The sequence below is a fragment of the Trinickia fusca genome (assembly GCF_003628145.1).
Lineage (GTDB): Bacteria > Pseudomonadota > Gammaproteobacteria > Burkholderiales > Burkholderiaceae > Trinickia > Trinickia fusca.
Map to the genome: position 1 here is coordinate 575,101 of NZ_RBZV01000002.1, position 23,184 is coordinate 598,284.

Annotated in this window: 25 protein-coding genes; 13 read left to right on the top strand and 12 right to left on the bottom strand. The window is 65.2% G+C overall.

Going from position 1 to position 23,184, the window contains the following annotated elements:
* Window positions 1-131 precede the first annotated feature (131 nt).
* A complete protein-coding gene (gene groL / locus D7S89_RS07345; protein WP_121276968.1) occupies window positions 132-1,772 on the bottom strand; it encodes a chaperonin GroEL in 1,641 nt (546 codons plus the stop codon).
* A gap of 44 nt (window positions 1,773-1,816) precedes the next feature.
* Complete coding sequence (gene groES / locus D7S89_RS07350; protein WP_085223724.1) at window positions 1,817-2,107, bottom strand: co-chaperone GroES; 291 nt, start codon at window positions 2,105-2,107, stop codon at window positions 1,817-1,819.
* A 577-nt stretch (window positions 2,108-2,684) separates the two neighbouring features.
* On the opposite strand from groES, the gene D7S89_RS07355 reads away from it, so the two are divergent.
* The 9 genes from D7S89_RS07355 (at window position 2,685) to D7S89_RS07395 (ending at window position 9,625) form a co-directional block, all read left to right on the top strand.
* Window positions 2,685-3,653 carry a metallophosphoesterase family protein gene (locus D7S89_RS07355; RefSeq protein WP_121276969.1) on the top strand — a complete coding sequence of 323 codons (969 nt, stop codon included), beginning with the start codon at window positions 2,685-2,687 and terminating at the stop codon, window positions 3,651-3,653.
* Window positions 3,650-4,114, top strand: a complete 465-nt coding sequence (locus D7S89_RS07360) for a cupredoxin domain-containing protein (RefSeq protein WP_245982740.1) — start codon at window positions 3,650-3,652, stop codon at window positions 4,112-4,114. The genes D7S89_RS07355 and D7S89_RS07360 overlap by 4 nt, the downstream gene beginning before the upstream one ends.
* A 109-nt stretch (window positions 4,115-4,223) precedes the next feature.
* On the top strand, window positions 4,224-4,880 hold the full coding sequence (locus D7S89_RS07365) for an RNA polymerase sigma factor (protein WP_121276970.1): 657 nt from the start codon (window positions 4,224-4,226) through the stop codon (window positions 4,878-4,880).
* Window positions 4,870-5,781: an anti-sigma factor family protein gene (locus D7S89_RS07370; protein WP_121276971.1), complete on the top strand. Its 912-nt coding sequence runs from the start codon at window positions 4,870-4,872 to the stop codon at window positions 5,779-5,781. The genes D7S89_RS07365 and D7S89_RS07370 overlap by 11 nt, the downstream gene beginning before the upstream one ends.
* A gap of 203 nt (window positions 5,782-5,984) precedes the next feature.
* Window positions 5,985-6,371, top strand: a complete 387-nt coding sequence (locus tag D7S89_RS07375) for a carboxymuconolactone decarboxylase family protein (RefSeq protein ID WP_121276972.1) — start codon at window positions 5,985-5,987, stop codon at window positions 6,369-6,371.
* Window positions 6,372-6,580: 209 nt separating this feature from the next.
* A complete protein-coding gene (locus tag D7S89_RS07380; RefSeq protein WP_245982742.1) occupies window positions 6,581-7,390 on the top strand; it encodes a CoA transferase subunit A in 810 nt (269 codons plus the stop codon).
* A 189-nt stretch (window positions 7,391-7,579) separates the two neighbouring features.
* The gene (locus tag D7S89_RS07385; RefSeq protein WP_121276973.1) at window positions 7,580-8,257 is read left to right on the top strand and encodes a 3-oxoacid CoA-transferase subunit B; all 678 of its coding nucleotides are present in this window, start codon (window positions 7,580-7,582) and stop codon (window positions 8,255-8,257) included.
* Window positions 8,254-8,892, top strand: a complete 639-nt coding sequence (locus tag D7S89_RS07390; protein ID WP_121276974.1) for a 2-hydroxychromene-2-carboxylate isomerase — start codon at window positions 8,254-8,256, stop codon at window positions 8,890-8,892. Before D7S89_RS07385 ends, D7S89_RS07390 begins: the two co-directional genes overlap by 4 nt.
* 61 nt (window positions 8,893-8,953) lie before the next feature.
* Window positions 8,954-9,625, top strand: a complete 672-nt coding sequence (locus D7S89_RS07395) for a Crp/Fnr family transcriptional regulator (protein ID WP_121277346.1) — start codon at window positions 8,954-8,956, stop codon at window positions 9,623-9,625.
* Window positions 9,626-9,662: 37 nt separating this feature from the next.
* Here the strand turns inward: D7S89_RS07395 and D7S89_RS07400 are convergent, their stop codons facing one another.
* The 5 genes from D7S89_RS07400 to D7S89_RS07420 all read right to left on the bottom strand — a co-directional run bounded on the left by D7S89_RS07400 (window position 9,663) and on the right by D7S89_RS07420 (window position 13,892).
* A complete protein-coding gene (locus D7S89_RS07400; protein WP_121276975.1) occupies window positions 9,663-10,820 on the bottom strand; it encodes a DUF1501 domain-containing protein in 1,158 nt (385 codons plus the stop codon).
* Complete coding sequence (locus D7S89_RS07405) at window positions 10,817-12,226, bottom strand: DUF1800 domain-containing protein (RefSeq protein WP_121276976.1); 1,410 nt, start codon at window positions 12,224-12,226, stop codon at window positions 10,817-10,819. The genes D7S89_RS07400 and D7S89_RS07405 overlap by 4 nt, the downstream gene beginning before the upstream one ends.
* A 127-nt stretch (window positions 12,227-12,353) precedes the next feature.
* Window positions 12,354-12,836: an RES family NAD+ phosphorylase gene (locus D7S89_RS07410; protein ID WP_121276977.1), complete on the bottom strand. Its 483-nt coding sequence runs from the start codon at window positions 12,834-12,836 to the stop codon at window positions 12,354-12,356.
* Window positions 12,833-13,405 (bottom strand): antitoxin Xre-like helix-turn-helix domain-containing protein, encoded by a 573-nt coding sequence (locus D7S89_RS07415; RefSeq protein WP_183085117.1) that lies wholly within the window; start codon window positions 13,403-13,405, stop codon window positions 12,833-12,835. The genes D7S89_RS07410 and D7S89_RS07415 overlap by 4 nt, the downstream gene beginning before the upstream one ends.
* A 136-nt stretch (window positions 13,406-13,541) precedes the next feature.
* Window positions 13,542-13,892: a YbjQ family protein gene (locus D7S89_RS07420; protein ID WP_121276979.1), complete on the bottom strand. Its 351-nt coding sequence runs from the start codon at window positions 13,890-13,892 to the stop codon at window positions 13,542-13,544.
* 324 nt (window positions 13,893-14,216) lie between these two features.
* Here D7S89_RS07420 and D7S89_RS07425 point away from each other — a divergent pair, with 324 nt between their 5' ends.
* Window positions 14,217-14,699, top strand: a complete 483-nt coding sequence (locus D7S89_RS07425) for an aminoacyl-tRNA deacylase (protein WP_121276980.1) — start codon at window positions 14,217-14,219, stop codon at window positions 14,697-14,699.
* A 75-nt stretch (window positions 14,700-14,774) separates the two neighbouring features.
* On the opposite strand, the gene D7S89_RS07430 is transcribed toward D7S89_RS07425, so the two are convergent.
* The 3 genes from D7S89_RS07430 to D7S89_RS07440 are packed head-to-tail and all read right to left on the bottom strand — an operon-like array spanning window position 14,775 to window position 16,358.
* On the bottom strand, window positions 14,775-15,269 hold the full coding sequence (locus D7S89_RS07430) for a periplasmic heavy metal sensor (protein WP_121276981.1): 495 nt from the start codon (window positions 15,267-15,269) through the stop codon (window positions 14,775-14,777).
* Window positions 15,266-15,733 (bottom strand): hypothetical protein, encoded by a 468-nt coding sequence (locus D7S89_RS07435; RefSeq protein WP_425470754.1) that lies wholly within the window; start codon window positions 15,731-15,733, stop codon window positions 15,266-15,268. Before D7S89_RS07435 ends, D7S89_RS07430 begins: the two co-directional genes overlap by 4 nt.
* Before the next feature lie 7 nt (window positions 15,734-15,740).
* Window positions 15,741-16,358, bottom strand: a complete 618-nt coding sequence (locus D7S89_RS07440) for an RNA polymerase sigma factor (protein ID WP_121276983.1) — start codon at window positions 16,356-16,358, stop codon at window positions 15,741-15,743.
* A 544-nt stretch (window positions 16,359-16,902) separates the two neighbouring features.
* Here D7S89_RS07440 and D7S89_RS07445 point away from each other — a divergent pair.
* A complete protein-coding gene (locus D7S89_RS07445; RefSeq protein ID WP_121276984.1) occupies window positions 16,903-17,118 on the top strand; it encodes a DUF3311 domain-containing protein in 216 nt (71 codons plus the stop codon).
* Window positions 17,115-18,590 carry a sodium:solute symporter family protein gene (locus tag D7S89_RS07450; protein WP_121276985.1) on the top strand — a complete coding sequence of 492 codons (1,476 nt, stop codon included), beginning with the start codon at window positions 17,115-17,117 and terminating at the stop codon, window positions 18,588-18,590. The genes D7S89_RS07445 and D7S89_RS07450 overlap by 4 nt, the downstream gene beginning before the upstream one ends.
* Window positions 18,591-18,714: 124 nt before the next feature.
* On the opposite strand, the gene D7S89_RS07455 is transcribed toward D7S89_RS07450, so the two are convergent.
* Window positions 18,715-19,770, bottom strand: coding sequence for a glycosyltransferase family 4 protein (locus D7S89_RS07455; protein WP_121276986.1), 1,056 nt, complete (start codon window positions 19,768-19,770; stop codon window positions 18,715-18,717).
* Between the two features lie 307 nt (window positions 19,771-20,077).
* Here D7S89_RS07455 and D7S89_RS07460 point away from each other — a divergent pair, with 307 nt between their 5' ends.
* Window positions 20,078-20,866: a sulfite exporter TauE/SafE family protein gene (locus D7S89_RS07460; protein WP_121276987.1), complete on the top strand. Its 789-nt coding sequence runs from the start codon at window positions 20,078-20,080 to the stop codon at window positions 20,864-20,866.
* 134 nt (window positions 20,867-21,000) lie between these two features.
* Here the strand turns inward: D7S89_RS07460 and D7S89_RS07465 are convergent, their stop codons facing one another.
* Complete coding sequence (locus D7S89_RS07465) at window positions 21,001-22,749, bottom strand: S10 family peptidase (RefSeq protein WP_121277347.1); 1,749 nt, start codon at window positions 22,747-22,749, stop codon at window positions 21,001-21,003.
* Between the last annotated feature and the right edge of the window lie 435 nt (window positions 22,750-23,184).

The window sequence follows — 23,184 nt, forward strand, 5'->3', positions numbered from 1 at the left end:
CGCGTCGGGGCTTTGCTCTCCGCGTTATCACCCGCGACGCGCAAATAAAAAAACCCGCATCGCTGCGGGTTTTTTCAGAGGGCGCGCCTTCCGGCACACCCTCTTCATGCACTTTCAGCTTAAAGCCGAAATTACATGTCCATGCCCATGCCGCCCATGCCGCCGGGCATACCGCCAGGCATCGGAGCATCCTTCTTCGGCAGCTCGGCAACCGCTGCGTCCGTCGTGAGCAGCAGGCCCGCGACCGAAGCGGCGTTTTGCAGCGCGGTGCGCGTCACCTTCGTCGGGTCGACGACGCCGGCTTCCACGAGGTCGCCGTACTCGCCCGTCGCGGCGTTGTAGCCGTAGTTGCCCTTGCCAGCAGCAACTGCCGCCACCACGACGCTGGCTTCTTCGCCACCGTTCGTGACGATCTGACGCAGCGGCTCTTCCATCGCACGCAGGACGATCTTGATACCTGCGTCTTGGTCGGCGTTTGCGCCCTTCACGCTGGCGATCGCAGCGCGAGCACGGATCAGTGCAACGCCACCGCCCGGCACGATGCCTTCTTCAACGGCTGCGCGCGTGGCGTGCAGCGCGTCTTCGACACGCGCCTTCTTTTCCTTCATTTCGACTTCGGTCGCAGCACCGACCTTGATCACTGCCACGCCGCCGGCGAGCTTCGCCACGCGTTCTTGCAGCTTTTCGCGGTCGTAGTCCGACGTCGCTTCTTCGATTTGCGTGCGGATTTGCTTCACACGCGCTTCGATGTTCTTCGCTTCGCCAGCGCCATCGATGATCGTCGTGTTTTCCTTACCCACTTCGATGCGCTTGGCTTGGCCCAGCTCGGCCAGCGTTGCCTTCTCGAGCGTCAGACCCGTTTCCTCGGCGACCACTTGACCGCCCGTGAGGATTGCGATGTCTTCGAGCATCGCCTTGCGACGGTCGCCGAAGCCCGGCGCCTTGACGGCAACGGTCTTCAGGATGCCGCGGATGTTGTTCACGACGAGGGTCGCGAGCGCTTCGCCTTCGACGTCCTCAGCGATGATCAAGAGCGGACGGCCCGCCTTCGCGACTTGTTCGAGCACCGGCAGCAGATCACGGATGTTCGAAACCTTCTTGTCGTGCAGCAGCACGAACGGGTTTTCGAGGATCGCGACTTGCTTGTCGGGGTTGTTGATGAAGTACGGCGACAGGTAGCCGCGGTCGAATTGCATGCCTTCGACGACTTCGAGCTCGTCAGCCAGCGACTTGCCGTCTTCAACCGTGATCACGCCTTCCTTGCCGACCTTGTCCATCGCTTCAGCGATGCGTTGGCCGATCGACTCGTCGCTGTTCGCCGAGATCGAGCCGACTTGAGCGATTTCCTTGCTGGTCGTGCAGGGCTTGCTGACCTTGCGCAGCTCTTCGACGGCTGCGAGCACGGCCTTGTCGATGCCGCGCTTGAGGTCCATCGGGTTCATGCCCGATGCAACGTACTTCATGCCTTCGCGAACGATCGACTGGGCGAGCACCGTTGCCGTCGTCGTGCCGTCGCCGGCGTTGTCGCTGGTCTTGGAAGCCACTTCCTTGACCATTTGCGCGCCCATGTTCTGGAGCTTGTCTTCGAGCTCGATTTCCTTCGCGACCGAGACACCGTCCTTCGTGACGGTCGGGCCGCCGAAGCTGCGCTCGAGCACAACGTTACGGCCCTTCGGGCCCAGCGTCACTCGCACTGCGTTGGCGAGGATGTTGACGCCTTCAACCATCTTGGCGCGAGCGATATCGCCGAATACGACGTCTTTAGCTGCCATCTTCTAACTCCTTGAAATCTTTAAAGAATACGAACCGAAGAGAGTTACTTCTGGACAACCGCCATGATGTCTTCTTCGCGCATCACCAGCAGTTCCTGGCCATCGACCTTGACGGTCTGGCCAGCATACTTGCCAAACAGGACGCGGTCGCCGACCTTCACGTCGAGCGCGATTTGGTCGCCCTTGTCGTTGCGCTTGCCCGGCCCGATCGCGAGCACTTCGCCTTGATCCGGCTTCTCGGCAGCGGCGTCAGGGATCACGATGCCCGAGGCGGTCTTGGTTTCCTGATCCAAACGCTTCACGATGACGCGATCGTGCAAAGGACGAAGATTCATACACACTCCTCTCTGATTGAGACTGAAGAACGCTGAAGTAGGCCGCCCAGCACCCGGACGGAACTTTTGTTAGCACTCACGTGCAGCGAGTGCTAATTATATGGACGCGGTTGGGCAAATTCAAGGAGGGGGCTGACCGACATGTCGAGATTCGTTGCAACGGCGCGGGAAACGAGCCAGCGCGTGCAGCCGAAACGGCCGACGCCCGTAAATGACACTGGATGCACGAGTCAGTTCCCCACCCGCAGCACTATTTTGGGGCAACATCAAATGCGGGGCCAAATCAGATGAGCGTGGTTCGTGCAGCACCGCGGGGGCGTGGATGAAGCGAAGGCGGCAGATGGTGTCCGAATGACACGTCTGCCCGAGCAACCGAGGGAGAAGCATGGCGCCCCGACGACCCAGTCCAATAGTTGGGTCGCCCGGCGCGCGATCCAGATCGACGAATGAGCGCGCGCTGGTCCGTCACCGGGAATATTCGGCCACCTGCCCCGGTAATACGTGATGAGGCGGCGCATTGCCGAGCCCGAAACGGTAGTGCGCGCCCTCCTCATCCACCCTTCCCGGAGGCTCGATCATGCAATCGGACGGCGACTCCCACGACTCTCAAGACCCGCGCACCCGGCGCGATTTCCTCAAATGCATGGCCTGGGCCGGTGCCGGCACGCTGTGGTTCATGCGCGGCGGCATACTTCAGGCCCGCACGTTGACATCCGAGGCGGATGCCGGCAGCGCAGCCGGCGAAGCGGCCAACGCCACGTTCAGCTTCGTGCAGATCAGCGATTCGCACATCGGCTTCAACAAGGCGCCCAATCCCAATGTGACGGCCACGCTGCAAGCCGCGCTGGACCATATCAACGCACAGAGCGTACGCCCCGACTTCGTCATGCATACGGGCGATCTCACGCATTTGTCCAGGCCCGACGAGTTCGATACCGTCGCCGAGCTCATGCGCGGCGTGCGCACGCAACGCGTGTTCTACGTGCCCGGCGAACACGACGTCATCGGCGACAACGGTGCCGAGTTCTTCCGGCGCTTCGGCGAGAAAGGCTCCTCGGGCGGCTGGTACAGCTTCGATCATCACGGCGTGCATTTCGTCGCGCTCGTGAACGTGCTCAATCTGAAAGCCGGTGGACTCGGCGCGCTGGGCACCGAGCAGCTCGCCTGGATGAAGAAGGATTTGGCCGGACTGTCCGCCGAAACGCCCGTCGTCGTCTTCGCGCACATGCCGCTCTGGCCGCTGTATCCCGCGTGGGGCTGGGGCACCGACGATAGCGCCGAAGCGCTGAGCCTGGTGAAACGCTTCGGCTCCGTCACGGTGTTGAACGGCCATATTCATCAGATTCAGCAGAAGGTCGAAGGCAACGTGACGTTCTACACGGCGCGCTCGACGGCGTATCCGCAGCCCGCGCCCGGCGTCGGCCCCGCTCCCGGACCGCTCAAGGAGGTACCACCCGACAAGCTCGCGAGCTATCTCGGCGTGCGCCAGGTACGCCATGTCGCCGGCAGTCATACGCTTGCAGCCACCGACGAGGCTCTATCATGAACGCGACCGTCCAATGCCCGCCCCGCGCGGCGACACTCCCGCTGCACTGCGCGACACGCCTCAAGCGGACGCTACGCCTCGCCCAAGCGATGCGTTCGCGGCCCATCGGCATCGGCCGCACGCTCCTCGCGACCACGCTGATCGCCAGCGCGGCGCTGGCCGCGACACAGCGTGCGTATGCCGCCGGGCCCGAGCAGGTAGCAGCGGCCAATACCTATCGCGTCGAGATCCGCAACTTCGCGTTCGTCCCCGCCACGATAACCGTGCCGGCCGGTGCGCGCATCGAGTGGATCAATCGCGACGAGGAGCCGCACTTGATCGTCAGCACCACGGGCGCGTTCAAGGCCTCGCAAGCGCTCGATACGGACGATGCCTTTGCGACGACGCTCGCCAAGCCGGGCACCTATGCGTACTACTGTGGCATTCATCCGATGATGGTCGGCAAGATCGTCGTGAGGTAAAGCATGCGGCGGCGCGCGTGAATCGCGTGTTCGTGTGTGCCAGTAGGCGTAGTCGGGAATAAACTCGGCGCGTGACAGGTATCGCAACGGTAACGCCTGGAGGGCCAGCGTGGCCGAGACCGACAAACACCCCGGACAGACGCACGACGACATCGCGCGCAGCCGCCGCTTTCAGCAGCTGGTTTTGCCGCATCTCGATGCCGCGTACAACCTCGCACGCTGGCTCAGCGGCAACACCAGCGATGCGCAAGACATCGTGCAGGAGGCGTTCATGCGCGCGTTTCGCTTCTTCGACAGCTTTCATGGCGACAGCGCTCGCCCGTGGCTGCTCGCGATCGTGCGCCGCACCTGGTACACGGAGTGCCGGCGGCGCACAGCCTCGCGCGAAGTCGCCGCATTCGAAGACGACTTCGACGATGAGGTCATCGAAGGCTGGAGCGAATATGCGGCCGACCCGGAAACGCTGCTGATGCGCGAGCAGGACGCGCGCCTCGTGCATGAGGCGTTGCAGCAGTTGCCCGTCGAATTCCGCGAAGTATTGATCCTGCGCGAGATCGAGGAGCTCAGTTATCGCGAGATCGCGGCGATTGCCGATTTGCCGATCGGCACCGTCATGTCGCGCTTGACGCGTGCGCGGCGCAAGCTCGCCGCGCTGCTGTGCAAAGGGCACGAACCAGCGGCACGCACTGCGTCGCCCCGCCCCGCCGGCAAGCCGGATTCGCCCGCCCAGGGCCCCATCGCCAGGGAGACGCCCGATGGACTGTAAGCAAGCACGGCCGCTCATCGACGCCGACGTCGATCGCGAGCTGCCCCCGGCCGATGCCGAGCGCCTTGCGCAACATCTCGCGCAATGCGCCGACTGCCGCCATGAAAGCGAGGCCATACGCGCACTCGGCCACGCCGTACGCCAGACGCCCTATTTCCGCGCCCCCGAAGACTTGCGCGCGAGCATCCTGGCCGCGCTGCCCGGCGAGGCGGCCAACTCGCCCGACACGTCCGGCATATCCGACGCCCCGCCGCGACAATGGCAACGACCAAGCTACTGGGCCCGTTGGCGCGAGTGGATCGATCGACTCGGCTCACGGACGCGCTCCGCGGCGCGAGGGACCCCTGGACCGCTGGCACCGGCGGGGATGCCCGCGTTCGGCCTCGGGGCGCTGGCCTCGATGACGGCCGCCGCGTGTGCCGTGGCCGTCGTCGCCACGTTGGCGGTGACTTCGCTCGGCCCCGCGCGCAACGATGCATTCGTCGACGAACTCGTCGCAAGCCACGTGCGGGCCGAGCTCTCGGGCCGCGACATCGACGTCGTCTCGACCGATCAGCATACGGTCAAGCCGTGGTTCAACGGCCGCCTCGACTATGCGCCCCCCGTCGAAGATCTTGCCGCAGCCGGCTTCACGCTGACGGGTGGACGGCTCGATTACGTCGGGCATCGCCGCATCGGCGTGCTCATCTACCGCTACCGCAAGCACGTGCTCGACGTCTACGTGTTCCCGGGCGACGACCGCGCGGCTGCTGCTCCACCTGACCGGCTCGCACGCGACGGCTATGCGCTCGCGCGCTGGCACGATCGCGGCATGACCTGGTGGGGTGTCACCGATGCCGCGCCCGAGGTGCTCGCGAAGTTCGAAGCGGCGCTCAAGGCACAGCAACAAGATCGCGACTAAAGCCGGCGCGCAAGGCGATTTCTAATCCGTGGTTTGCAATGCCACAACCGCACGGCCATTTATCGAGCCGTGCGGTGCGGCGATGATGCTCCCAAGCGACGCGCTCGCAGGCCCCACGCCCGACGATGCCAACGACGGCAAAAAACCGCGCGCCGCCCCTTGCCGCGCCCACCCGCGCGATCACAACGACAGGAGCGATCACCATGACACCCGATACCACCCTGCGCAGCCGCGGCCTCGAACTGCTCGACCAATTGCACGGCGGCCACGCTGGCGCCGCAATGGTCGCCGAGCTCGAAGACGTCTGCCCGGCCTTCGCCGACATGACGATCGACTGGGCCATCGGCTCGATCATGGACCGTCCGGGGCTCGACCTGATTACGCGCGAGCTCGTGCTGATCGCCTCCTGCGTGACGATGGGCCATGCGATGCCGCAGCTGCGCGCGCACGCCGAGGCCGCGCTGAAGATCGGCGCGACGAAGCAGCAAGTCGTCGAGACGATCCTGCAGCTGACGTTCTATGCCGGGGGGCCGGCCGTACGCAACGCGCTCGTCGCGCTGAAGGACCTACTCGCGACGAAGCCGGAGTAAGACGTCAAAGTCCCCATTCGTAAGTTGATCCCTAAACGAAGCAGGCAGCAGCGCATTCATCGCCCAATCCAATAGAAAGCGTAGCGGCGCGCGCCATCCGAGAATCAAGCAGGAATTCGATTCACGGATGGCGCGTCTCTTCACGCGCTTTCGACAACTGTCATCTACAAGACAACCCGCCGCGCCACGAACTCCTAGACTGCCCACGCATGCAGAACAAAACGCCGGCAGGCGCCAAGGAGACGACGATGCCCTACACGAACAAAGTCAAAACGATCGAGGATGCCCTTGCGCCGCTGCGTTCGGGGATGCGGCTCATGCTCGGTGAATTCGTGGGCGCCGGTGAGCCCGCGCGCTGCATCGAGGCCCTGCTCGCGAGCGGCATCCAGGACCTCACGCTGATCGCGAACACGCCGGGGCTGCGGGGCGGCTTTCTGAAGGCTAAGCTGTTCGCCTCGGGCCAGCTCGCCGAATTCATCGGCACGCACGTGGGCACCACCGACGAATCGACGCAAGCCTATCTGACCGATTCCGTGCGCGTGGCCGAGTTCTTTCCGATGGGCACCTGGGCCGAGAAGGTGCGAGCCGGCGCGATGGGCCTGGGCGGCGTGCTGGTGCCCGTCGGCATCGGCATCCTCGATCAGCCGGGCCTCTTTCCCGCGCGCGGCGCCCCCAAGGACAAGCTCGCGCTAGACGGCCGCGAGTTCTTCGTCGAGCGCCCGCTCACGGCCGACGTGTCGATCATCAAGGGCTGGCGCGCCGACACGTTCGGCAACGTCGAATTTCGCGGCACCGCACTTCAGAATCAGCGAGAGATCGCGATGGCGGGCCGCTATACGGTCGTCGAAGTCAACGAGATCGTCGAAGTCGGCGCGATCGCGCCCGAGCGCGTGGGCTGCCCCGGCGTGTTCGTCGATGCCATCGTGCAAGGCCTCTCGCTCGACGAGCAGCACGCGCTCTACAAGGCGCAATGGGTCAAGCTCGGCCGACTGCCGCGCGAAGAGGCCGCCGGCGTGTAACGCACGGCCCTTGCCGTCATCGATCGATACCCCAAGAACCCTCGAAGCAGCGCTCGCGGTTGACGATCGAGCGCCGCATGGAAGTGCTGCGGGATGGGAGTAAGGCTCTGCATGGGATGGGAGTAGGTGCTGAAGCACCTACTCCCATCGACACGCTGGAGCGCTAACCCTGGTCGACAGGAGATCACTATGTTTGCACCCACGTATCTGGAAAACCCGAAACAGCGCATCGCCGCACGCTGCGCGAAAGAGCTCAAGGCGGGCGAAGTCGTGAACCTGGGCCTGGGCATTCCGACGCTGACGTCCAACTACCTCGACCCTGACGCCGGCGTGATCTTCCACACCGAAAACGGCGCGTTCGGCTTCGGTGGCCGACCCAAGGCCAAAGAGCTCGACAGCGACCTCACGAACGCCGGCACCGAACCGATCACGCTGCCCCCCGGCGCTGCGCTGATGGACCTGGCGACCTCGCTCGGCGCGATGCGCAACGGCTACATCGACGTGACGATCCTCGGCGCGCTGCAGGTCGATGCGCTCGGCAACCTGGCGAACTGGGCCTGCGATCGCGACGGCAAATGGTGGCCCGGCATCGGCGGCGCGATGGACCTCTGCTACGGCACGCCGAAGGTCATCGCCGCGCTCGCGCATACCGACAAGCATGGCCGCTCGAAGATCCTGCCGCACTGCACGCTGCCGCTCACGGGCCGCGGCTGCGTGAAGGTCATCGTCACCGAACACGCGGTATTCGACGTCACCGACGAGGGCCTCGTGCTGCGCGAAATCATCTCCCGTGCGACACTCGACGACGTGCGCGCCATGACGGCCGCGCCGTTTGCCGTCTCGATCCGCGAAGGAAATTCCCAATGAACACTGCCGGACCCACCGAATGGTTCTTCGACTTCATCTCGCCGTTCGCTTATCTGCAGCTCGAGCAGTTCGACCGCCTGCCGGCAACGCTCGACATCGTGCCGCGGCCGATGGTGCTCGGCGCGCTGCTCAATCACTGGGGGCAAAAGGGTCCGGCCGAGATCGGCCCGAAGCGCGTGTTCACGTATCGCTACGCGCTCTATCGCGCGCAGACGCTGGGCATCACGTTGCGCATACCGCCTGCCCATCCATTCAACCCGATCAAGGCACTGCGGCTCGCGATCGCGATGGGCAGCTCGCTCGACGTGATCCGCCGCATTTTCCGTCACATCTGGCACGACGGGCATGAGGTCGGTTCTCCCGAAGGGTTTGCGGCGTTGTGCGAAGCGATGGGCTGTCGCGACGGCCTAGCTGACGTCGAAGCGCAGCAAGTAAAGGATCTTCTGCGCGCGAACACCGACCGCGCGATCTCGCTCGGCGTCTTCGGCGCACCAACGTTCGTGCTCGACGGAGAACTGTTCTGGGGTGAAGACGCTACCGGCATGCTGCTGCACTGCCTGCGCGAGCCCGGCTGGCTCGCGTCTGACGAAGTGCGTCGCGTCAGCACCCTGCCGGTGGGCATTCAGCGTGCCTGAAAAATACCCCGGCGACAAAAGCAAAGCGCCCTCGCCCGAGCCCGACGGCACGCGGCCCGGCATCGGCCGGGCGCGGCTCGCGCACATCGCGGCATGGTCGATCGATCTGCCCGACGATGAAGCGGACCGCGCGTGCGCAGGCATCATCGAGAAAGCTTACGCGCGCGGCGCCTGCATCTGTCCGAAGAACACCGTGCTCGAAAGCTGGACCGGCGTGGTGTCGGGGCTCGTGAAGGTCGGCACCGTGTCGCGCGAAGGACGCAGCGTCACGTTTACGGGCGTGCCGGCAGGCGGCTGGTTCGGCGAAGGCACCGTGCTCAAGAACGAGCCGCGCCGCTACGACATCGTCGCGCTACGCCACACGCGCATGGCGTTCATGGGCCGCCCGACGTTCATGTGGCTCGTCGAAAACAGCGTCGTGTTCAACCGCTTCCTCGTCAACCAGCTCAACGAACGGCTCGGGCACTTCATGGCGCTGCTCGAATACGACCGCCTGCTCGACGCGACGCCGCGGCTCGCACGCTGCCTCGCCTCCCTGTTCAACCCGGTGCTGTACCCGGGCGGCGGCGACCATCTCGAGATCACGCAGGAGGAGCTCGGCCTGCTGTCGGGCATCACGCGTCAGGTCGCCAATCAGTCGCTGAAAGCGCTGCAAAAAGACGGTGTCGTGCGGCTCGAATATGGCGGCATCACCGTCGTCGACCTCGAGCGCCTGCGCAATTACGGCGCGTGAAGCGCGAAGCCCAAGGTCCTGCGCATCGCACGCTGGCTCACGCCGAGACGAGTCCGTCGAGCGGCTTCGTACCGGCCACCCCAGCGAACAGCGCCGCAGCCGTGCGATGCGGGTCGAGCCCGAACGTCGCGCCGGCCGCGCCCGCGATGACGGCATCGAGCGACGTAGTCGGCTTCAGGTCGCGGCCATCGTACAGATCACCCGTGCGCAGGCCCGGCCAGTCGCCGAGCACGCGTCCCCCCGCCACGGCGCCGCCCATCAGCATCGCCACCGAACCCGTGCCGTGGTCGGTGCCGCCCGTGCCGTTGGCTGCGGCCGTACGACCAAACTCGGTCGCCACCAGCACCGTCGTCTTGTCCCACACCGGACCGAGCCCTTCGGCGAGCGCCTTCAGCATCGTATCGAGCGCCTTCAGCTGATTGCTCAGACGCGCGTTCTGCGCGCTGTGCGTATCCCAGCCCCCCGTCTCGATCATCGCGATGCGCGGCCCGTCGTCGTGCGCGAGAAAGCCGGCGGCGAGCTTGCCGACGCTGGCCGGGTCCTGGCGCGCGCCCGCCTCGCCGGCCATGCCGCGCGCAGCCATCGCCGACGCCCACAGCGGGCCGAGCTGCGCATCGTGTTCGTAGAGCTGGCCGACCCGCAGCAACAGATCGTCAGGCGCCGCGGGCAGCGCCGACGGCGCGTAGGACGCCACTTCGACCTTGCCGCGCAGCGCCATCGGCACGGTCGGCGCGAAGGCGATCGCCTGCGCACGACTCGCCGGCAAGAGCGCGACGAGTCGGTTCAGCCAGCCGTCGTGCGTCTGATACGGCGCGCTGCCGCCCGTCTCGAGCACGTTCTGGCCATCGAAGTGCGAACGGTCGCGGTACGGCGTGGCGACCGCATGCACGAACAGCGCTTGTTTGGCCTCATAGAGCCGGGCCGTCTGCGCGAGCGACGGATGCAGCGCGAACGTGCCGTCGAGCTTGAGCGCCGTCGAAGCGTCGATCGCGAGCGGGCCGCGCAGCGTCGCGTAAGCCGGCTCCGCATAAGGCACGACGATGTTCAGGCCGTCGGCTGCGCCGCGCTGAATGACGAAGACGAAACGCCGGTCGGTGGCGACATTCGCGAACGCAATGCGCGGCGCGACGAGCATGGCGCCTGCGCCTGCCGCCGAGACCGTCAGGAAGTGGCGTCGGGACATCATCGTCTTCATCTCCTTTGGAACTCGGGTGAGACCAGCAGCAGCGCCAGCGCCGTGGGCACGCTCTCGGCGCGCGCCACCGCAAGCGTCGTCGACTGGCTCGGTGCGCCTGCCAGCAGGATCGGCCCGAGCGTGCGTGGATCGACGCGATCGCCGACGCGTGCCGCCATGCGTTGCGCGAGCTCGACGCGGCGCACCAGCGCATCGGGCGCGGCCCAGCTGGCGGCGTTATCGTCATAGCCGGCCGGCGAGCCGGGTCGCCAGACGGGCTGGCCCAATTGCGTCAGCATCGGCGCTGCATGCACGTTGCCGAGCGAGCGCAGACCCAGGCCGCGCAACGCCGAAATCGTCCAGTCCCACGGCGTCTTGAACTTGGTCGCGACCGGTGTCCACGCTTCGCGCGCGGCCACGAGCGCCCGATAGACGCTCGGCAGGTCGCCGTCCGTCGTCTCGAACGTGTGCGCGAGTTGCGCGATCATCGCCTCGCTTGGGTTGTCGGCCACGAAATGACGCGCGAGCTTGCCGGCGATATGGCGCGCGGTAGCCGGCGCCGCGGCCAGGTCGTGCAGCACCGCGAGCGCCTGGGCCTCGCCGCGCTCGCCATAGCGGCGGCCCATGATGGTGCGCTCGCCGGGCTCGTGCACGCCCTGGCGGAACACGAAGCTGCCCGGGGCGCCACCACGGCCCTGCGCGCCGACGATGCTCCAGCCTGTCAGCGCGCGGGCGAATTCGGTGACGTCATCCTGCGTATAGCCCGTGCGCACGCCGAGCGTATGCAGCTCCATGATTTCGCGCGCGAGGTTCTCGTTGAGACCGTGCTTGTGCTCGGGATCGCGCGCATCGGCGCGCATCGCGGCCGTGCTGTCGGGGCCGACCGAGCGCACCTGGTCGAGGAAGATCTGCATGGCCGGATGCCGCTCGACGGCGAGCAGCATGTCTTCGAAGCGGCCCAGCACGTGCGGCCGGATCGCCTCGGCCTCGAATGCGCCGGCGAGCGCGGCCACCTGCGGCTTTTCCGTCGACACGGCAAAGTGATTGGACCAGAAGTGCACTAGCCGCTCGACGAACGGCGTGTCGGTGGCGAGCGCGCTCTCGACACGCGCATCGACGGCGGATCGATAGTCGTCGCGCACCTCGGTGCGTACGGCCGCGCGCGCGGCTTGCTTGGCGGCGCTCTGCTGCACGGCTTCGCCGGCATCGTTGCCGGGCGCCCCTTGGCGGCGCGCCTGACCGAGCGCCTCGACGATCGCTGGTGCGCCCGCAAGCGCGGCCCAGGCGGCCGGACGCGGTTCGTAGCGCTCGAATTGCGCGAGCAGCCAGGCTCGCGCATCGGCGGGTGGCGCATCACCCAGGCGCACGCCGAGACCGAACCGGTTCAGCGCGATCGCCGTATCGCTGACAACAGGTGAATCGGCCATGCTCTCCTCTCGTGGGCCGTGTAGACGCGCATTAAACGTCGCGAGCGAGCCGATTCCGTCGCCCGCCGCAAAAAATTATGGGCATCCGTTTTTTGCGGGCGATGTCAGCACGCGAAAAGCGGATGCCCTATTGCTTTAAGCGGGCGTCGTAAGTCCACTTTCTGATCTTCGTCGCGGTGATTTTCGCAGCATCCGGGTGCGCTGGATTAATGAGTACGTTCGCTTCCTCCGGAATGAGGACGGACGGCACGACGAGAAGTGCGCTTGCGCCACTATTCGCCCAGTCCGTCCCAGCGTCGATGCTCGACATGCCAGCCGGCTCCACGTCCCAACCGACGCTCTTCGGATCATCCGGATCGAAGTAGGTTGCCGCTTGCCAAACATCATCCGGCACGTCGATACGGACGAGGACCCGGTTCAGCGGCAGCGCGCCGCTGACCACGTGAACCAGCGTTTCAAGGCAAGCGAGCGAGCGATTCTCCGACGTATAGAGCACGGCAACGCCCTTGGCATTCCATCGCCCGCCCGTTGCCTTTGCTCCGCCACCAGACATATCTTCGGCCGAGTAAGCCGGTGTAAGCGCGGCGATTCGCCATAGAGGGACCGTCATGCGTATGCACCGCTCTGCATCTGGGCGATCAGCGTGCTCAGGAGTTCCAGCCCCTCGTGCGTATCGAGGTACGTCGAGGGCAGCACGCCGCCGAGCGCCGGATTCGGTTGCGAGAGCCATGCTTCGAGCCACACTGCCGCGTCGAAATCCTTCGCCACACCGGGATCGCCCGACTCGTCAACGATGGTCTGAACCAATCCGATCAGCTTTGACATGCCGAGCACGCGCTCGCTTTGATCAGCGGTCAACGTGTCGTCCGCCTGCACTTTCCGGCTGACGGTGGATTTCGACAGTCCGAGGCGCTGAAGCATCTCGTCTTGGCTGATTTTCAGTGCGGTCGCGAGGTCGTACACACTTTTCGCTGAAACCCCGGCTTTGATGACCTGGATGCGATCGGCGCTCGAGGAGTGGTAAGCCTTGCGGAAGTCCAATACATCGAAAGGCACTTTCGGTATCTCCAGCTTCTTCTGTCCTGACTCGGACTGACCTTGGACAGCTCGCTCCGCCGACACCGCGCGAGCAGCTTTCGTAGGATTTGTCGATGTCACCCTGGCTTTCGCGCTTGCCATGATCCTCTCCTGCTCCATTTGAGACTATATTTTACCCCAAATGGATCACACGCTATCCTGCTCGCTCCAGCCAGCTTCCCTAGATTTCTCCGGGTAGGCACTTTTTGCGGTCGGCACCGCCGACTGACGGAGAAAATCAGCCGGCAGCCACCGGCGTCACGCGCACGGCCGTGCCATAGCACAGCACCTCGGTGACACCGGCCGTGACCTCGGTCGCGTCGTAGCGCATGCCGATGATCGCATTGGCGCCCAGCTGAGCGGCCTGCGCCACCATGCGCTCGTAGGCGTCGGCGCGCGCCCGCTCGCACAGCGAGGTGTACAGCGTGATGTTGCCGCCAAACAGCGTTTGGAAGCTCGCGCCGATGTTCCCGACGATCGAGCGCGAACGCACGACGATACCGCGGGCGATGCCGAGCGAGCGTTCGATACGGTAGCCCGGTAACTCGAATGCGATCGTGACCTTCTGTGGATCGATAGGTGCGCTCATGTTTTGCTTATCCTCAAAAAGCAAGCGTGCGGCAAAAGCCGCGTATGGCCGGGCTAAGCGGCGCCCGCCACGGCCTGCGCGGCAAACGAGCCAGAGAGCCTAGCAGTGCTCACGCCGAAGCCGGGATAGGTCGTCTGGCCAGCCAGATAGAGCCCTTCGAGTGGCGTCCAGCACACATGGCATGCGGTTAGGGCCGGTCCAAGCCAACAACGGGCCCTGAATGCGAAGAACACCGCCGTTCGAACGCAAACGGCCTATTCTAGATAAGCGCCAACCGTTGCGCATTGAAGTCTGCCTTTACGTTCTCCGATCAGGAGGTGCGTCATGATCTCAGCCACCCTCCAGGAGTGCCTACGCAGCAAGGGCACTCGTTACGAAGTCGTGCGCCATCCGTATAGTCATTCGAGTGCCGAAACAGCCGCCGCTGCGCACGTGCCCGGCGAATGCCTGGCCAAGACAGTCCTGCTCGAGGATGAGCAAGGCTATGTCGCCGCGGTGTTGCCTTCGACGCACGCCGTGCGGCTTTCCGAGCTATGGGCAAAGACGGGGCGCCGTCTGACGCTCGCGAAGGAAGCCGACATGCGCGAGCTGTTCAAGGACTGCGACATCGGCGCCCTACCGCCGGTTTGCACGGCCTACGGCATGAAGACTTATCTCGACGAAAGTCTCACGCGGCATCCGGATATCTACTTCGAAGCGGGCGATCACGAGGAACTGGTTCATATGGATACCGACCAATTCCTCTCACTGATGGACCGCGCCGAACGGGCGCACTTCGCGCACCGGATGCAAGGCATGTCGATCTGAACCACGCCCGCCGAGGTTCGCCAACGCGATCGGCGGCGGGGTGGATGCGTAGAGGTGGCGCCGCTTGCGCGAGCGTCAATGCGCCGCTCGCGCAAGCGGCGGGGAAAGCTCGCGCCATTGCCCGTATGCCTTCAGACTTTGCGCGAACGTGACGCGTTCGGCCGGCGTCAGCGTGGCGACGAAATCCGCGACGGCCGCCTCCACGTGCGCGCGCGCAGCGCGGTCGGCATCGCGCGTCTGGGTCAGCGCGGCATCGAGCCCGGCGCGATCGAATTGCGGCGCAGCAATGATGCCAAGCACGTCGCGCCGCCCTTCCCGGCCGGCCTGCGCCAGCGGCCGGGCGTCGCGGCGCGCATGCTTCAACGCGTCGAGAAACTGCTGCTGACGCGCCGGCGACAGATCCTGCGCCGCATCGCGCAGCGCATGGGACTGCGCCTGCTCAGCCAGGAGCCCGAGCGGCGCGCGATGGTCGGCGAACCAACGATAGGCACCGCCTGCAATCGCACCGAGCAGGAACACGTTCAGCACGAGCGAGGCGATCAGGACGACGTGGAACGTGCGGCTCGTCATTCGGCACTCCCATCGGCGGAGTCGGTAGCGTCGACCGTATCGATACCGAAATCAGTGCCGAAGCCTGTCGTGAGGTAGGACGGCTCGTGCGCGACGGGCACAACCGGCACCACGCTGCCTGCCGCCACGAACAGCGACACCGCCAATGCACCGGCTACGCCGCCGGCCAGCCCGATACCGACACCGGCCACGGCAGCGCCCGGCCACCACCAGCGCGGACGACGCGCACGCGGCGGGTCCGCGGCTACCAGCACGCGCCGAACCAGCGCATGATCGGGCGGCGCGATCGCGTCGCGGGTGAGCCAGGCATCGAGCGCGGCGGCCTCATCGAGCAGCGCCTGCGCATCGTGCGGGTGACGGGCGGCCCATGCCTGCGCCGCAGCGCACTCGGCGGCCGGCCAGTGGCGGGCATCTGCGCCATAGGCGCTCACGATCTCGCCAAATCGTTGCAGTGTCATCGTCATCGATGGTTCATCCTTGCTGATCGTTGCGTGCCGGGCGCTTGCTCCGAGCGGCATCACCTGGCCGCGCCACTTGCGGCCCTTCTCGACGCGGCTCGGCAAGCAGCGCGCGCAGGCCGCGCCGGGCTCGTGCGAGCAGGCTCTCCAACGCATCGACGGAGATGCCCATGAGACCGGCGGCCTCGATGTTCGACAGCTCCTGGTAGTACGTGAGCACGAGCGCCTCGCGCTGCCGCACGGGCAATGCGGCCAGCGCCGCGCGCACGCTCGCGCCGGCCTCGCGCGCATCGAGCGTCGAATCAGGCGCCGGGTGCGGGTCGACCACCTCGGACAGCGTCTGCTCGGGTACCTCGCGACGGGCGCGCAAGCGGTCGTAGCACAGGTTCAGCGCCACGCGGTGCACCCAGGTATCGAAGCGAGCCTCGCCCGAACGCCAGTGGGGCGCCTGTTTCCAAATTCGTACGAACGTCTCCTGCGCCACGTCCTCCGCTTCCATGCGATCGCCGAGCATGCGCGCCGCCAGCGCGATCACGCGCGGCAGCTTGCGCGTCACGAGCTCGCGCGCCGCGGCCGGATCGGCCCGTGCGATACGCTCGATCAGCTCGGCGTCGGGGTCATGCTCGCTCAATGCCCACCGCCCCGGACGGCTCTTGCCATCATCGTCGCCACAAAGCGCCCACGCAGGGCCGAGCGCCGCCTCGCCGCGGCACGATCGCGTCTCACTGGATGTCGCTCCTACGTTTTCCGGTATCGGTTCGTCTTACCCTCCGACCGCGCCTCGCTGCTTAAACGCGCGAAGCGCCGTAATCCGTCGCACAGTCGCGCAACGATGCTGCAGCCTCGCAGCAAGCCAAGCCGACCTGCCCCGCTGCCCGCACGCCCAGGCTGCGGTGCGGCAATCGAATACCAGGACATTGTCGCGCGAACCGCTTGCGTTGCTGGCTGCGACCAGGTGGAGACCGACTGTACTATGCACGCGTGGCAGCTTGGTTGCATACACAACTAATCTCACGGCCTGGGAGAGGTGCGTCGTCAAGCGCTCGTCACATTCCTCTCATGCGCAACGTTTCATTTTTGAAACCCTTTACGGCCTGGACGAATCAGACATACATTGGCTGGGCAAGACTGTCCTGTCCGTCATGTCAAACACCCTTTCGAGGAGTGCTCCCATCATGGTCCTTCGCTTGCTCGCCGCCTTGCCATTCATCGGCATCCTGCTCGGCGTTCCCTTCGTCAACCGCGTCGAACCCCTGATATTCGGTATGCCGCTCGTACTCGCCTGGATCGTGCTGTGGGTCGTGCTGTCGGCCGCCATCATGGCGCTCGTCTACTGGCTCGACCCGGCCAACCGGCCGAGCGCACAACCGTCGCAGGAGGCTCGCCCATGAGCAGCGCGCTGATCATCATCGTTGTCTTTACCCTGCTGGCCCTGTCGCTCGGCTTGCGCGCCCGTCGTGGGCACAACATGAATCTCGAGCAGTGGTCCGTCGGCGGACGCAGCTTCGGCACCGCCTTCGTGTTCCTGCTGATGGCCGGCGAGATCTATACGACGTTCACGTTCCTCGGTGGCAGCGGCTTCGCCTACGGCAAGGGCGCGGCGGTCTACTACATCCTGCCCTACGCGACGCTCGCGTACATCCTGTCGTACTGGCTGCTGCCGCCGATCTGGCGCTACGCAAAGGCGAACCGGCTCGTGTCACAGCCGCACTTTCTGTCCAGCAAATATGCGAGCCCGGCACTCGGCGTGCTCGTGGCCGTCGTCGACGTCGTCGCCCTCGTGCCGTACCTCGTGCTCCAGTTCAAGGGGCTCGGCATCATCGTCGCCACGACGTCTTACGGCGCCATTTCGCCGACGGCCGCCATCTGGATCGGCGCGATCGTCGTGACGGCCTACGTGACGATCTCGGGCGTGCGCGGCTCGGCCTGGAACTCGGTCATGAAAGATCTGCTGATTCTGGGCGTCGTGCTGTTTCTCGGCATTTATCTGCCGATTCATTACTACGGCAGCCTCGGCCAGATGTTCCACGCGATCGACGTGGCCAAGCCCGCCTTCCTCGCGTTCCCCGACAAAGGCTCGAGCGTGACATGGTTCCAGTCGACGGTCGTGCTCACCGCGCTCGGCTTCTTCATGTGGCCGCATACGTTCGCCTCCTCGTACACCGCTCGCGACGAGCGCATCTTTCGGCGCAACGCGGCCGTACTGCCGCTCTATCAGTTGATCCTGCTGTTCGTGTTCTTCGTCGGCTTCGCGGCCACGTTGAAGGTGCCGGGCCTCAAAGGCAGCGACATCGACCTGTCGCTGTTCCGCCTGTCGCTGCAAACGTTCGATCCCTGGTTCGTCGGCGTGATCGGCGCAGCGGGCGTGCTGACGGCGCTCGTGCCGGGCTCGATGATCCTGAACGCAGCGGCCACGCTGATCGCCAATGACATCTATCGCGGTGCCGTCAACCGGCAAGCCAACGAGGCAAGCGTCGCGAAGATCGCGCGCGCGCTCGTGCCCATCGTCGCGCTCGTGGCGGTCGGCTTCACGCTCAAGGGCGGCGAGACGATCGTCGCGCTGCTGCTGATGGGCTACAGCTTCGTCACCCAGTTGTTCCCGGCCGTACTGTGCAGTCTCGCGGCACGCCGCTGGGTCACCAAGCAGGGCGCGTTCGCCGGCATCGTCGCGGGCGTGGCCGTCGTGACGGCGACCACGCTCACCCACGCCAGCATCGGCCAGTGGTTCCCGTTCCTGCCCGATTCACTGAAGGACGTGAACATCGGCTTCATCGCGCTGGCACTGAATATCGTCGTGATGACGATCGTCAGCGCGCTGACGCAGCCGCGCGCGGCTGCACAATCGCACGCGCACTCCGCTTGAGTGCGCGGCCGGATGCGGCGAGTGCCGCGTAGGCGAAAGCCAAGCGCGTCGGCGCATCCGGCCTGAATCAGCACATCGAGCCTTAGCGGCTTGGCGCGCGCCCCCACGCCTCGCCAACCCGCCGTCAGCCGATCACCTGCCGCGCGATGGCGAGATACCGCTCAGCCGTGTCTTCGAGCGTCAAGCCGTCGAGCGGCCGCTGTGCACGCGGCTCGCTGAAGGCCGACGACAGTGCGCGTCCGTACCGTTCGATGTCGGAGGTATCGATGAGCCGCACGCTGGCAAACGTGCGTGCGAAGCTGAACGCGGCGATCGCGTTGGCGACGATCGGGATGCCAGATGCCAGCGCTTCGAGAAAGCCGACGCTATGCGCCTCGAAGCTCGAGGGCATGGCGAATACGCTCGACGCGGCGAGGATCTCGGCGACATTTGCCTGTGGTCCCTGGATGTCGACGCGCGACACGAGCCCGAGCTCGTTGGTCAACGCACGCAACGTCGCATGGTAGGCGCGGTCATCGACCACGCCGCAAAACAGCAGCCGCGCCTCGGGCTCATGCTCATGTTCGAGCACGTAACGGAACGCGCGTAGCGTAGCGAGCTGATTCTTTTCCTCGGTATAGCGGCCGATCTGCACGATGCGCCTCGCGCGCGACATGCCGGCCACGTGGCGAAAGCGCGCTGTATCGACGCCGTTCGGCACGACGACGAGCGAGGGGTGCAAGCCGATCGCGTTCACGTATTCGTCGACGTTCTTCTGCGACACGCCGATCACGGCCTTTGCGCGCAGCGACAGGATGCGCTCGGCGCGCAGCAACCGATTGTCCTGGAAGTCGTTGACACCCGAGTGCATGACCCAGACGATGGGCACGCGCACCGGCAGCGCGCGCACGTACAACGCCGGAATCGTGGCATGCGCGAAGATCACGTCGGGCTTGAAGCGTCTGATCGCGCGATACAGAAACAGCAGCCGGCCGAGCTTCTCGTATCGATGCGCCGGGAATACGCAGGTCACGCGATGGGCAGCGAGCTCGCCTGCCGCGAGCGCGAAATCGCCCTGCGCGGGCAGCAGCGACGCAATGCAGACGCTGTGTCCGCTTTGCTGGTGATCGATGGCGATCCCTTTGACCACCATCTCGGCACCGGAAAGCCTCGGCGCGAGAATCAGCTGAAAAATCCGCATGGTGTCCTTCGGACGTCGAACGTGCTGGCGCTTCGGTCCTCGTTCGGTCCTCGTTCGGGCGGTCTCGGCCGCGCCCCTGCCCGCTCAAGGTAACGCCGTCAGGGGACCGCTCATCCGCCATTTTGTAGTAAGGTTCAGCCGCGCCACGTCATGAGCGTCGGCCATTGGCAGGGCAAGCGCCGAACCACTGGTTTTGCGACAATGACCCCACTTTCGCCGCCGGGTACGCGCCAAGCGCGGTCCGGCACCGCCCCTTTCCGGCTCACTTTGACAAGCGGTGCTTGACGCGGCCGCTCTTTATTGCGCCATGCCCCTGCCCCATATCGATCTCATGTATTCGGCGTCCGGTCTCGGCGTCGGCTTCCTTGTCGGTCTGACGGGCGTCGGTGGCGGCTCGCTGATGACGCCGTTGCTCGTGCTGCTGTTCGGCGTGCATCCGGCCACGGCCGTCGGCACGGACCTGCTGTACGCAGCCGTCACGAAAGCGACGGGCACGCTCGTGCATGGACTGAAAGGTTCGGTGCAATGGCGTATCACTGGGCGCCTCGCCATGGGCAGCGTGCCGGCGGCCGCGCTGACGTTATGGCTGCTGCATCGCTATGGCCTGCACACGGAGCGCAGCATGGCGTTCCTGCAGCACGTGCTCGGCGCCGCACTGCTCGTCACCTCGCTGGCGCTGCTGTTTCGCCCGCAGCTGGCCCTGCTGGCCGCCCGCGCGCCACGCACGCTGTCGTCGACGCAGACAGCGCTGCTGACCACCCTCACGGGCGTCGTGCTCGGGGTGCTCGTCTCGTTGACGTCGGTCGGAGCCGGGGCAATCGGCGTCACCGTCCTGCTGTTGCTGTATCCGCTGCTGCCGATCTCGCGCATCGTCGGCTCCGACATCGCCCATGCGGTGCCGCTCACGCTCGTCGCCGGTATCGGGCACTGGCTGCTCGGCTCGGTCGACTTGAGCTTGCTGCTGTCGCTGCTGATCGGCTCGCTGCCCGGCATCATGATCGGCAGCCATCTGTCGACACGCTCGCCCGAAGCGCTGCTGCGCAATCTGCTCGCGGGCGCGCTCGTGCTCGTCGGCGCTCGGCTCGTGTGGACTTGAAGGAGTCCGTGCCCGAGGCCCGACCAGGCCTGACTCAATGAAAACCGCCCGCTTTCCAGTGCATCGCAAAGCGGGCGGGATGGTGCGACCGGGTATCACGCCGGCTCGATGCCGGCGTGTGCGCGGCTAGCTCATCACTTCGAGGGCCGTTGCAGCTTCAGCACGCGCATCATGGCCGAACGGTTGGCCATCACACCGTCGTAGAACGAACCGAGGTCGGCCTTCATCGCCGTACGCGACGGGTTGTCGAGATAGATCATGTGACCCGACGGGTAACGCTTCGTCGTGATGTTGTTCTGCAGCGACGGATCGACCGGCATGCTCGCCAGCGTCAGTGCCGTCTGGAAGAACGGCGTGACCGCATCGAAGTAGCCATTGGCCGAGAACACCTTCAGGTCCGGGTTCAGCGTCATCGTGGCCGCCAGGTCGCCCGCCGTGTAGAGCGTATTGCCACCGCCCCGCGCCGCGCCCGTCGGATCGACGTGGCTGAAGTCCCAGTTGTTGAAGACCTGATCGTTCAGATCCACGAACGACGACGTCGACGTGTACTTGAGCTGGTTGTGCAGATAGTCGTTCCACTCTGTCGTATAGACACCGGCCACGTTCGTGATCGACGGATCGTTGCTCCCTGCGTCGGGCAGGATGAACGGACCGATGCCCGTGTTGATCGACGTGGCGCGGCCGTCATACTGACCAATCGCCGTGCCCGGTACCAGCTGGCCGAAGAAGTTGCCGAAGGCCGCCGGGTTGCCGTAGTCCTGAATCATCGTGACCGGATCGATGCCGATGTACTGCTGCATCTGCATCGCGACCGGAAGCGACATGTTCAGGCGCACGTTCACGAGGCCGCCGTCTTGCGGGTTCGGCGCTTGCGCGAGCGGCATCAGCGTCGTCGTCGCGTAGTTCATCGCCTGCTGCACGTACGAAGCGAGATCCGCCGGCGGCGGCGTCACGCCCGTCTTGTTGTAGTAGAACGCGTCGGCGGCGAGCGTCGGGAACAGACCGATTGCGCTGGCGGAGTTCGAATAGTCGAGAATCGACGACTGCAGCGTGATCCCGTTCAGCTCGACGCCATCTTCATGCAGCACCCACGAGAGGACGGCGCTGCGCGCGGTGCCGTACGATTCACCGAACAGGAACTTCGGCGAATTCCAGCGGTTGTAAAGCGACAGATAACGCTGGATGAAGCGGTCGATCGAGTGCGCATCCTGATCCACGCCCCAGAAGTCCTTGTTCTTATAGGGGTTGACCGCCACCGAATAGCCGGTGCCGACCGGATTGATGAACACGAGATCCGAGCGGTCGAGCAGGCTGTCGGGGTTGTCGAGCAGCTGGTACGGCGCGGGCGGCGTGAAGTTCGGGAACGACGACTGAATCCGCTTCGGCCCGAACGAGCCAAGCAGCAGATAGACCGCGGACGAGCCCGGGCCGCCGTTATAGAAGAAGGTCACGGGCCGCGGCTTGCTCGGGTCCGGATTGTCCATCGTGTACGACACGTAGAACATCTTCGCGTTGGGCTTGGACGTCGACGCGTCGATCGTCAAGAGGTGACCCGCGCGGGCCGTGTACGAGATGTTCTGGCCATTGATCGTCACGTTGTGATGCGTGACGGCGGCCTGCTCGGTCATGTCGATCGTGTTGTCGTTCGGCCCCGTGCCGTAGACCGTGTTGTCGTTGAGCGGCTGATCAGGCGGCGGCGCGGCTTGGGTCGACGGCGGCGTGGACGAGGCCAGATTGGCCGCTGAGCCGGTCGCGGCCGACGAGTCGCTGCCGCCCCCGCACCCGACGAGCAGCACGGCGGAAACGGCTGCGGCGACAAGCGGGGTCCAGAGGCTTGTCGAGCGCACTGCCGCATCCTTTTTCAATAACGCGAGTTTCTTCATGATTGTTATCGCCTTGATGAAAAGCACCATGAAATACCACCGCCCGAAACCATTCGTTCCCGGCGACTCCTGGCATTCTCAGCGCCGATTCCGCTAAAAAAATCGACACCGTAATGCATTCTTTTACCCGTCGGGTTTTGGCGGGCAATCACTCAAATCAATATCGAAAGACAAAAGATAACCAGCGGTGCTTTTAAAGCCCCGTTATTCGTTTGAAAGCGAGCCGATAAACCGCGGACAAGCGAATCCACGCGCCTCGCCTGGCCGGCGCGACGTCAGAACGATCGACAGCCACACCCCATCGCGTCAAGCGACAGGGTCGAGCCGACTCACCGAGCGCCCCGAATTTCCACGAGAAAAATATTTAAAAAAAGGAAAAATAATGATTCACCCGCACTCCTCCTTGTCGCGCGCAGCGCACGGCATTTCCGTGGC

What these genes read in the sequence shown, in the direction of transcription:
- groL (WP_121276968.1), bottom strand. Translation starts at nt 1,772, where the DNA reads ATGGCAGCTAAAGACGTCGTATTCGGCGATATCGCTCGCGCCAAGATG.
- groES (WP_085223724.1), bottom strand. Translation starts at nt 2,107, where the DNA reads ATGAATCTTCGTCCTTTGCACGATCGCGTCATCGTGAAGCGTTTGGAT.
- D7S89_RS07355 (WP_121276969.1), top strand. Translation starts at nt 2,685, where the DNA reads ATGCAATCGGACGGCGACTCCCACGACTCTCAAGACCCGCGCACCCGG.
- D7S89_RS07360 (WP_245982740.1), top strand. Translation starts at nt 3,650, where the DNA reads ATGAACGCGACCGTCCAATGCCCGCCCCGCGCGGCGACACTCCCGCTG.
- D7S89_RS07370 (WP_121276971.1), top strand. Translation starts at nt 4,870, where the DNA reads ATGGACTGTAAGCAAGCACGGCCGCTCATCGACGCCGACGTCGATCGC.
- D7S89_RS07375 (WP_121276972.1), top strand. Translation starts at nt 5,985, where the DNA reads ATGACACCCGATACCACCCTGCGCAGCCGCGGCCTCGAACTGCTCGAC.
- D7S89_RS07380 (WP_245982742.1), top strand. Translation starts at nt 6,581, where the DNA reads ATGCAGAACAAAACGCCGGCAGGCGCCAAGGAGACGACGATGCCCTAC.
- D7S89_RS07385 (WP_121276973.1), top strand. Translation starts at nt 7,580, where the DNA reads ATGTTTGCACCCACGTATCTGGAAAACCCGAAACAGCGCATCGCCGCA.
- D7S89_RS07390 (WP_121276974.1), top strand. Translation starts at nt 8,254, where the DNA reads ATGAACACTGCCGGACCCACCGAATGGTTCTTCGACTTCATCTCGCCG.
- D7S89_RS07400 (WP_121276975.1), bottom strand. Translation starts at nt 10,820, where the DNA reads ATGAAGACGATGATGTCCCGACGCCACTTCCTGACGGTCTCGGCGGCA.
- D7S89_RS07405 (WP_121276976.1), bottom strand. Translation starts at nt 12,226, where the DNA reads ATGGCCGATTCACCTGTTGTCAGCGATACGGCGATCGCGCTGAACCGG.
- D7S89_RS07410 (WP_121276977.1), bottom strand. Translation starts at nt 12,836, where the DNA reads ATGACGGTCCCTCTATGGCGAATCGCCGCGCTTACACCGGCTTACTCG.
- D7S89_RS07415 (WP_183085117.1), bottom strand. Translation starts at nt 13,405, where the DNA reads ATGGCAAGCGCGAAAGCCAGGGTGACATCGACAAATCCTACGAAAGCT.
- D7S89_RS07420 (WP_121276979.1), bottom strand. Translation starts at nt 13,892, where the DNA reads ATGAGCGCACCTATCGATCCACAGAAGGTCACGATCGCATTCGAGTTA.
- D7S89_RS07425 (WP_121276980.1), top strand. Translation starts at nt 14,217, where the DNA reads ATGATCTCAGCCACCCTCCAGGAGTGCCTACGCAGCAAGGGCACTCGT.
- D7S89_RS07430 (WP_121276981.1), bottom strand. Translation starts at nt 15,269, where the DNA reads ATGACGAGCCGCACGTTCCACGTCGTCCTGATCGCCTCGCTCGTGCTG.
- D7S89_RS07435 (WP_425470754.1), bottom strand. Translation starts at nt 15,733, where the DNA reads ATGACGATGACACTGCAACGATTTGGCGAGATCGTGAGCGCCTATGGC.
- D7S89_RS07445 (WP_121276984.1), top strand. Translation starts at nt 16,903, where the DNA reads ATGGTCCTTCGCTTGCTCGCCGCCTTGCCATTCATCGGCATCCTGCTC.
- D7S89_RS07450 (WP_121276985.1), top strand. Translation starts at nt 17,115, where the DNA reads ATGAGCAGCGCGCTGATCATCATCGTTGTCTTTACCCTGCTGGCCCTG.
- D7S89_RS07455 (WP_121276986.1), bottom strand. Translation starts at nt 19,770, where the DNA reads ATGCGGATTTTTCAGCTGATTCTCGCGCCGAGGCTTTCCGGTGCCGAG.
- D7S89_RS07460 (WP_121276987.1), top strand. Translation starts at nt 20,078, where the DNA reads ATGCCCCTGCCCCATATCGATCTCATGTATTCGGCGTCCGGTCTCGGC.
- D7S89_RS07465 (WP_121277347.1), bottom strand. Translation starts at nt 22,749, where the DNA reads ATGAAGAAACTCGCGTTATTGAAAAAGGATGCGGCAGTGCGCTCGACA.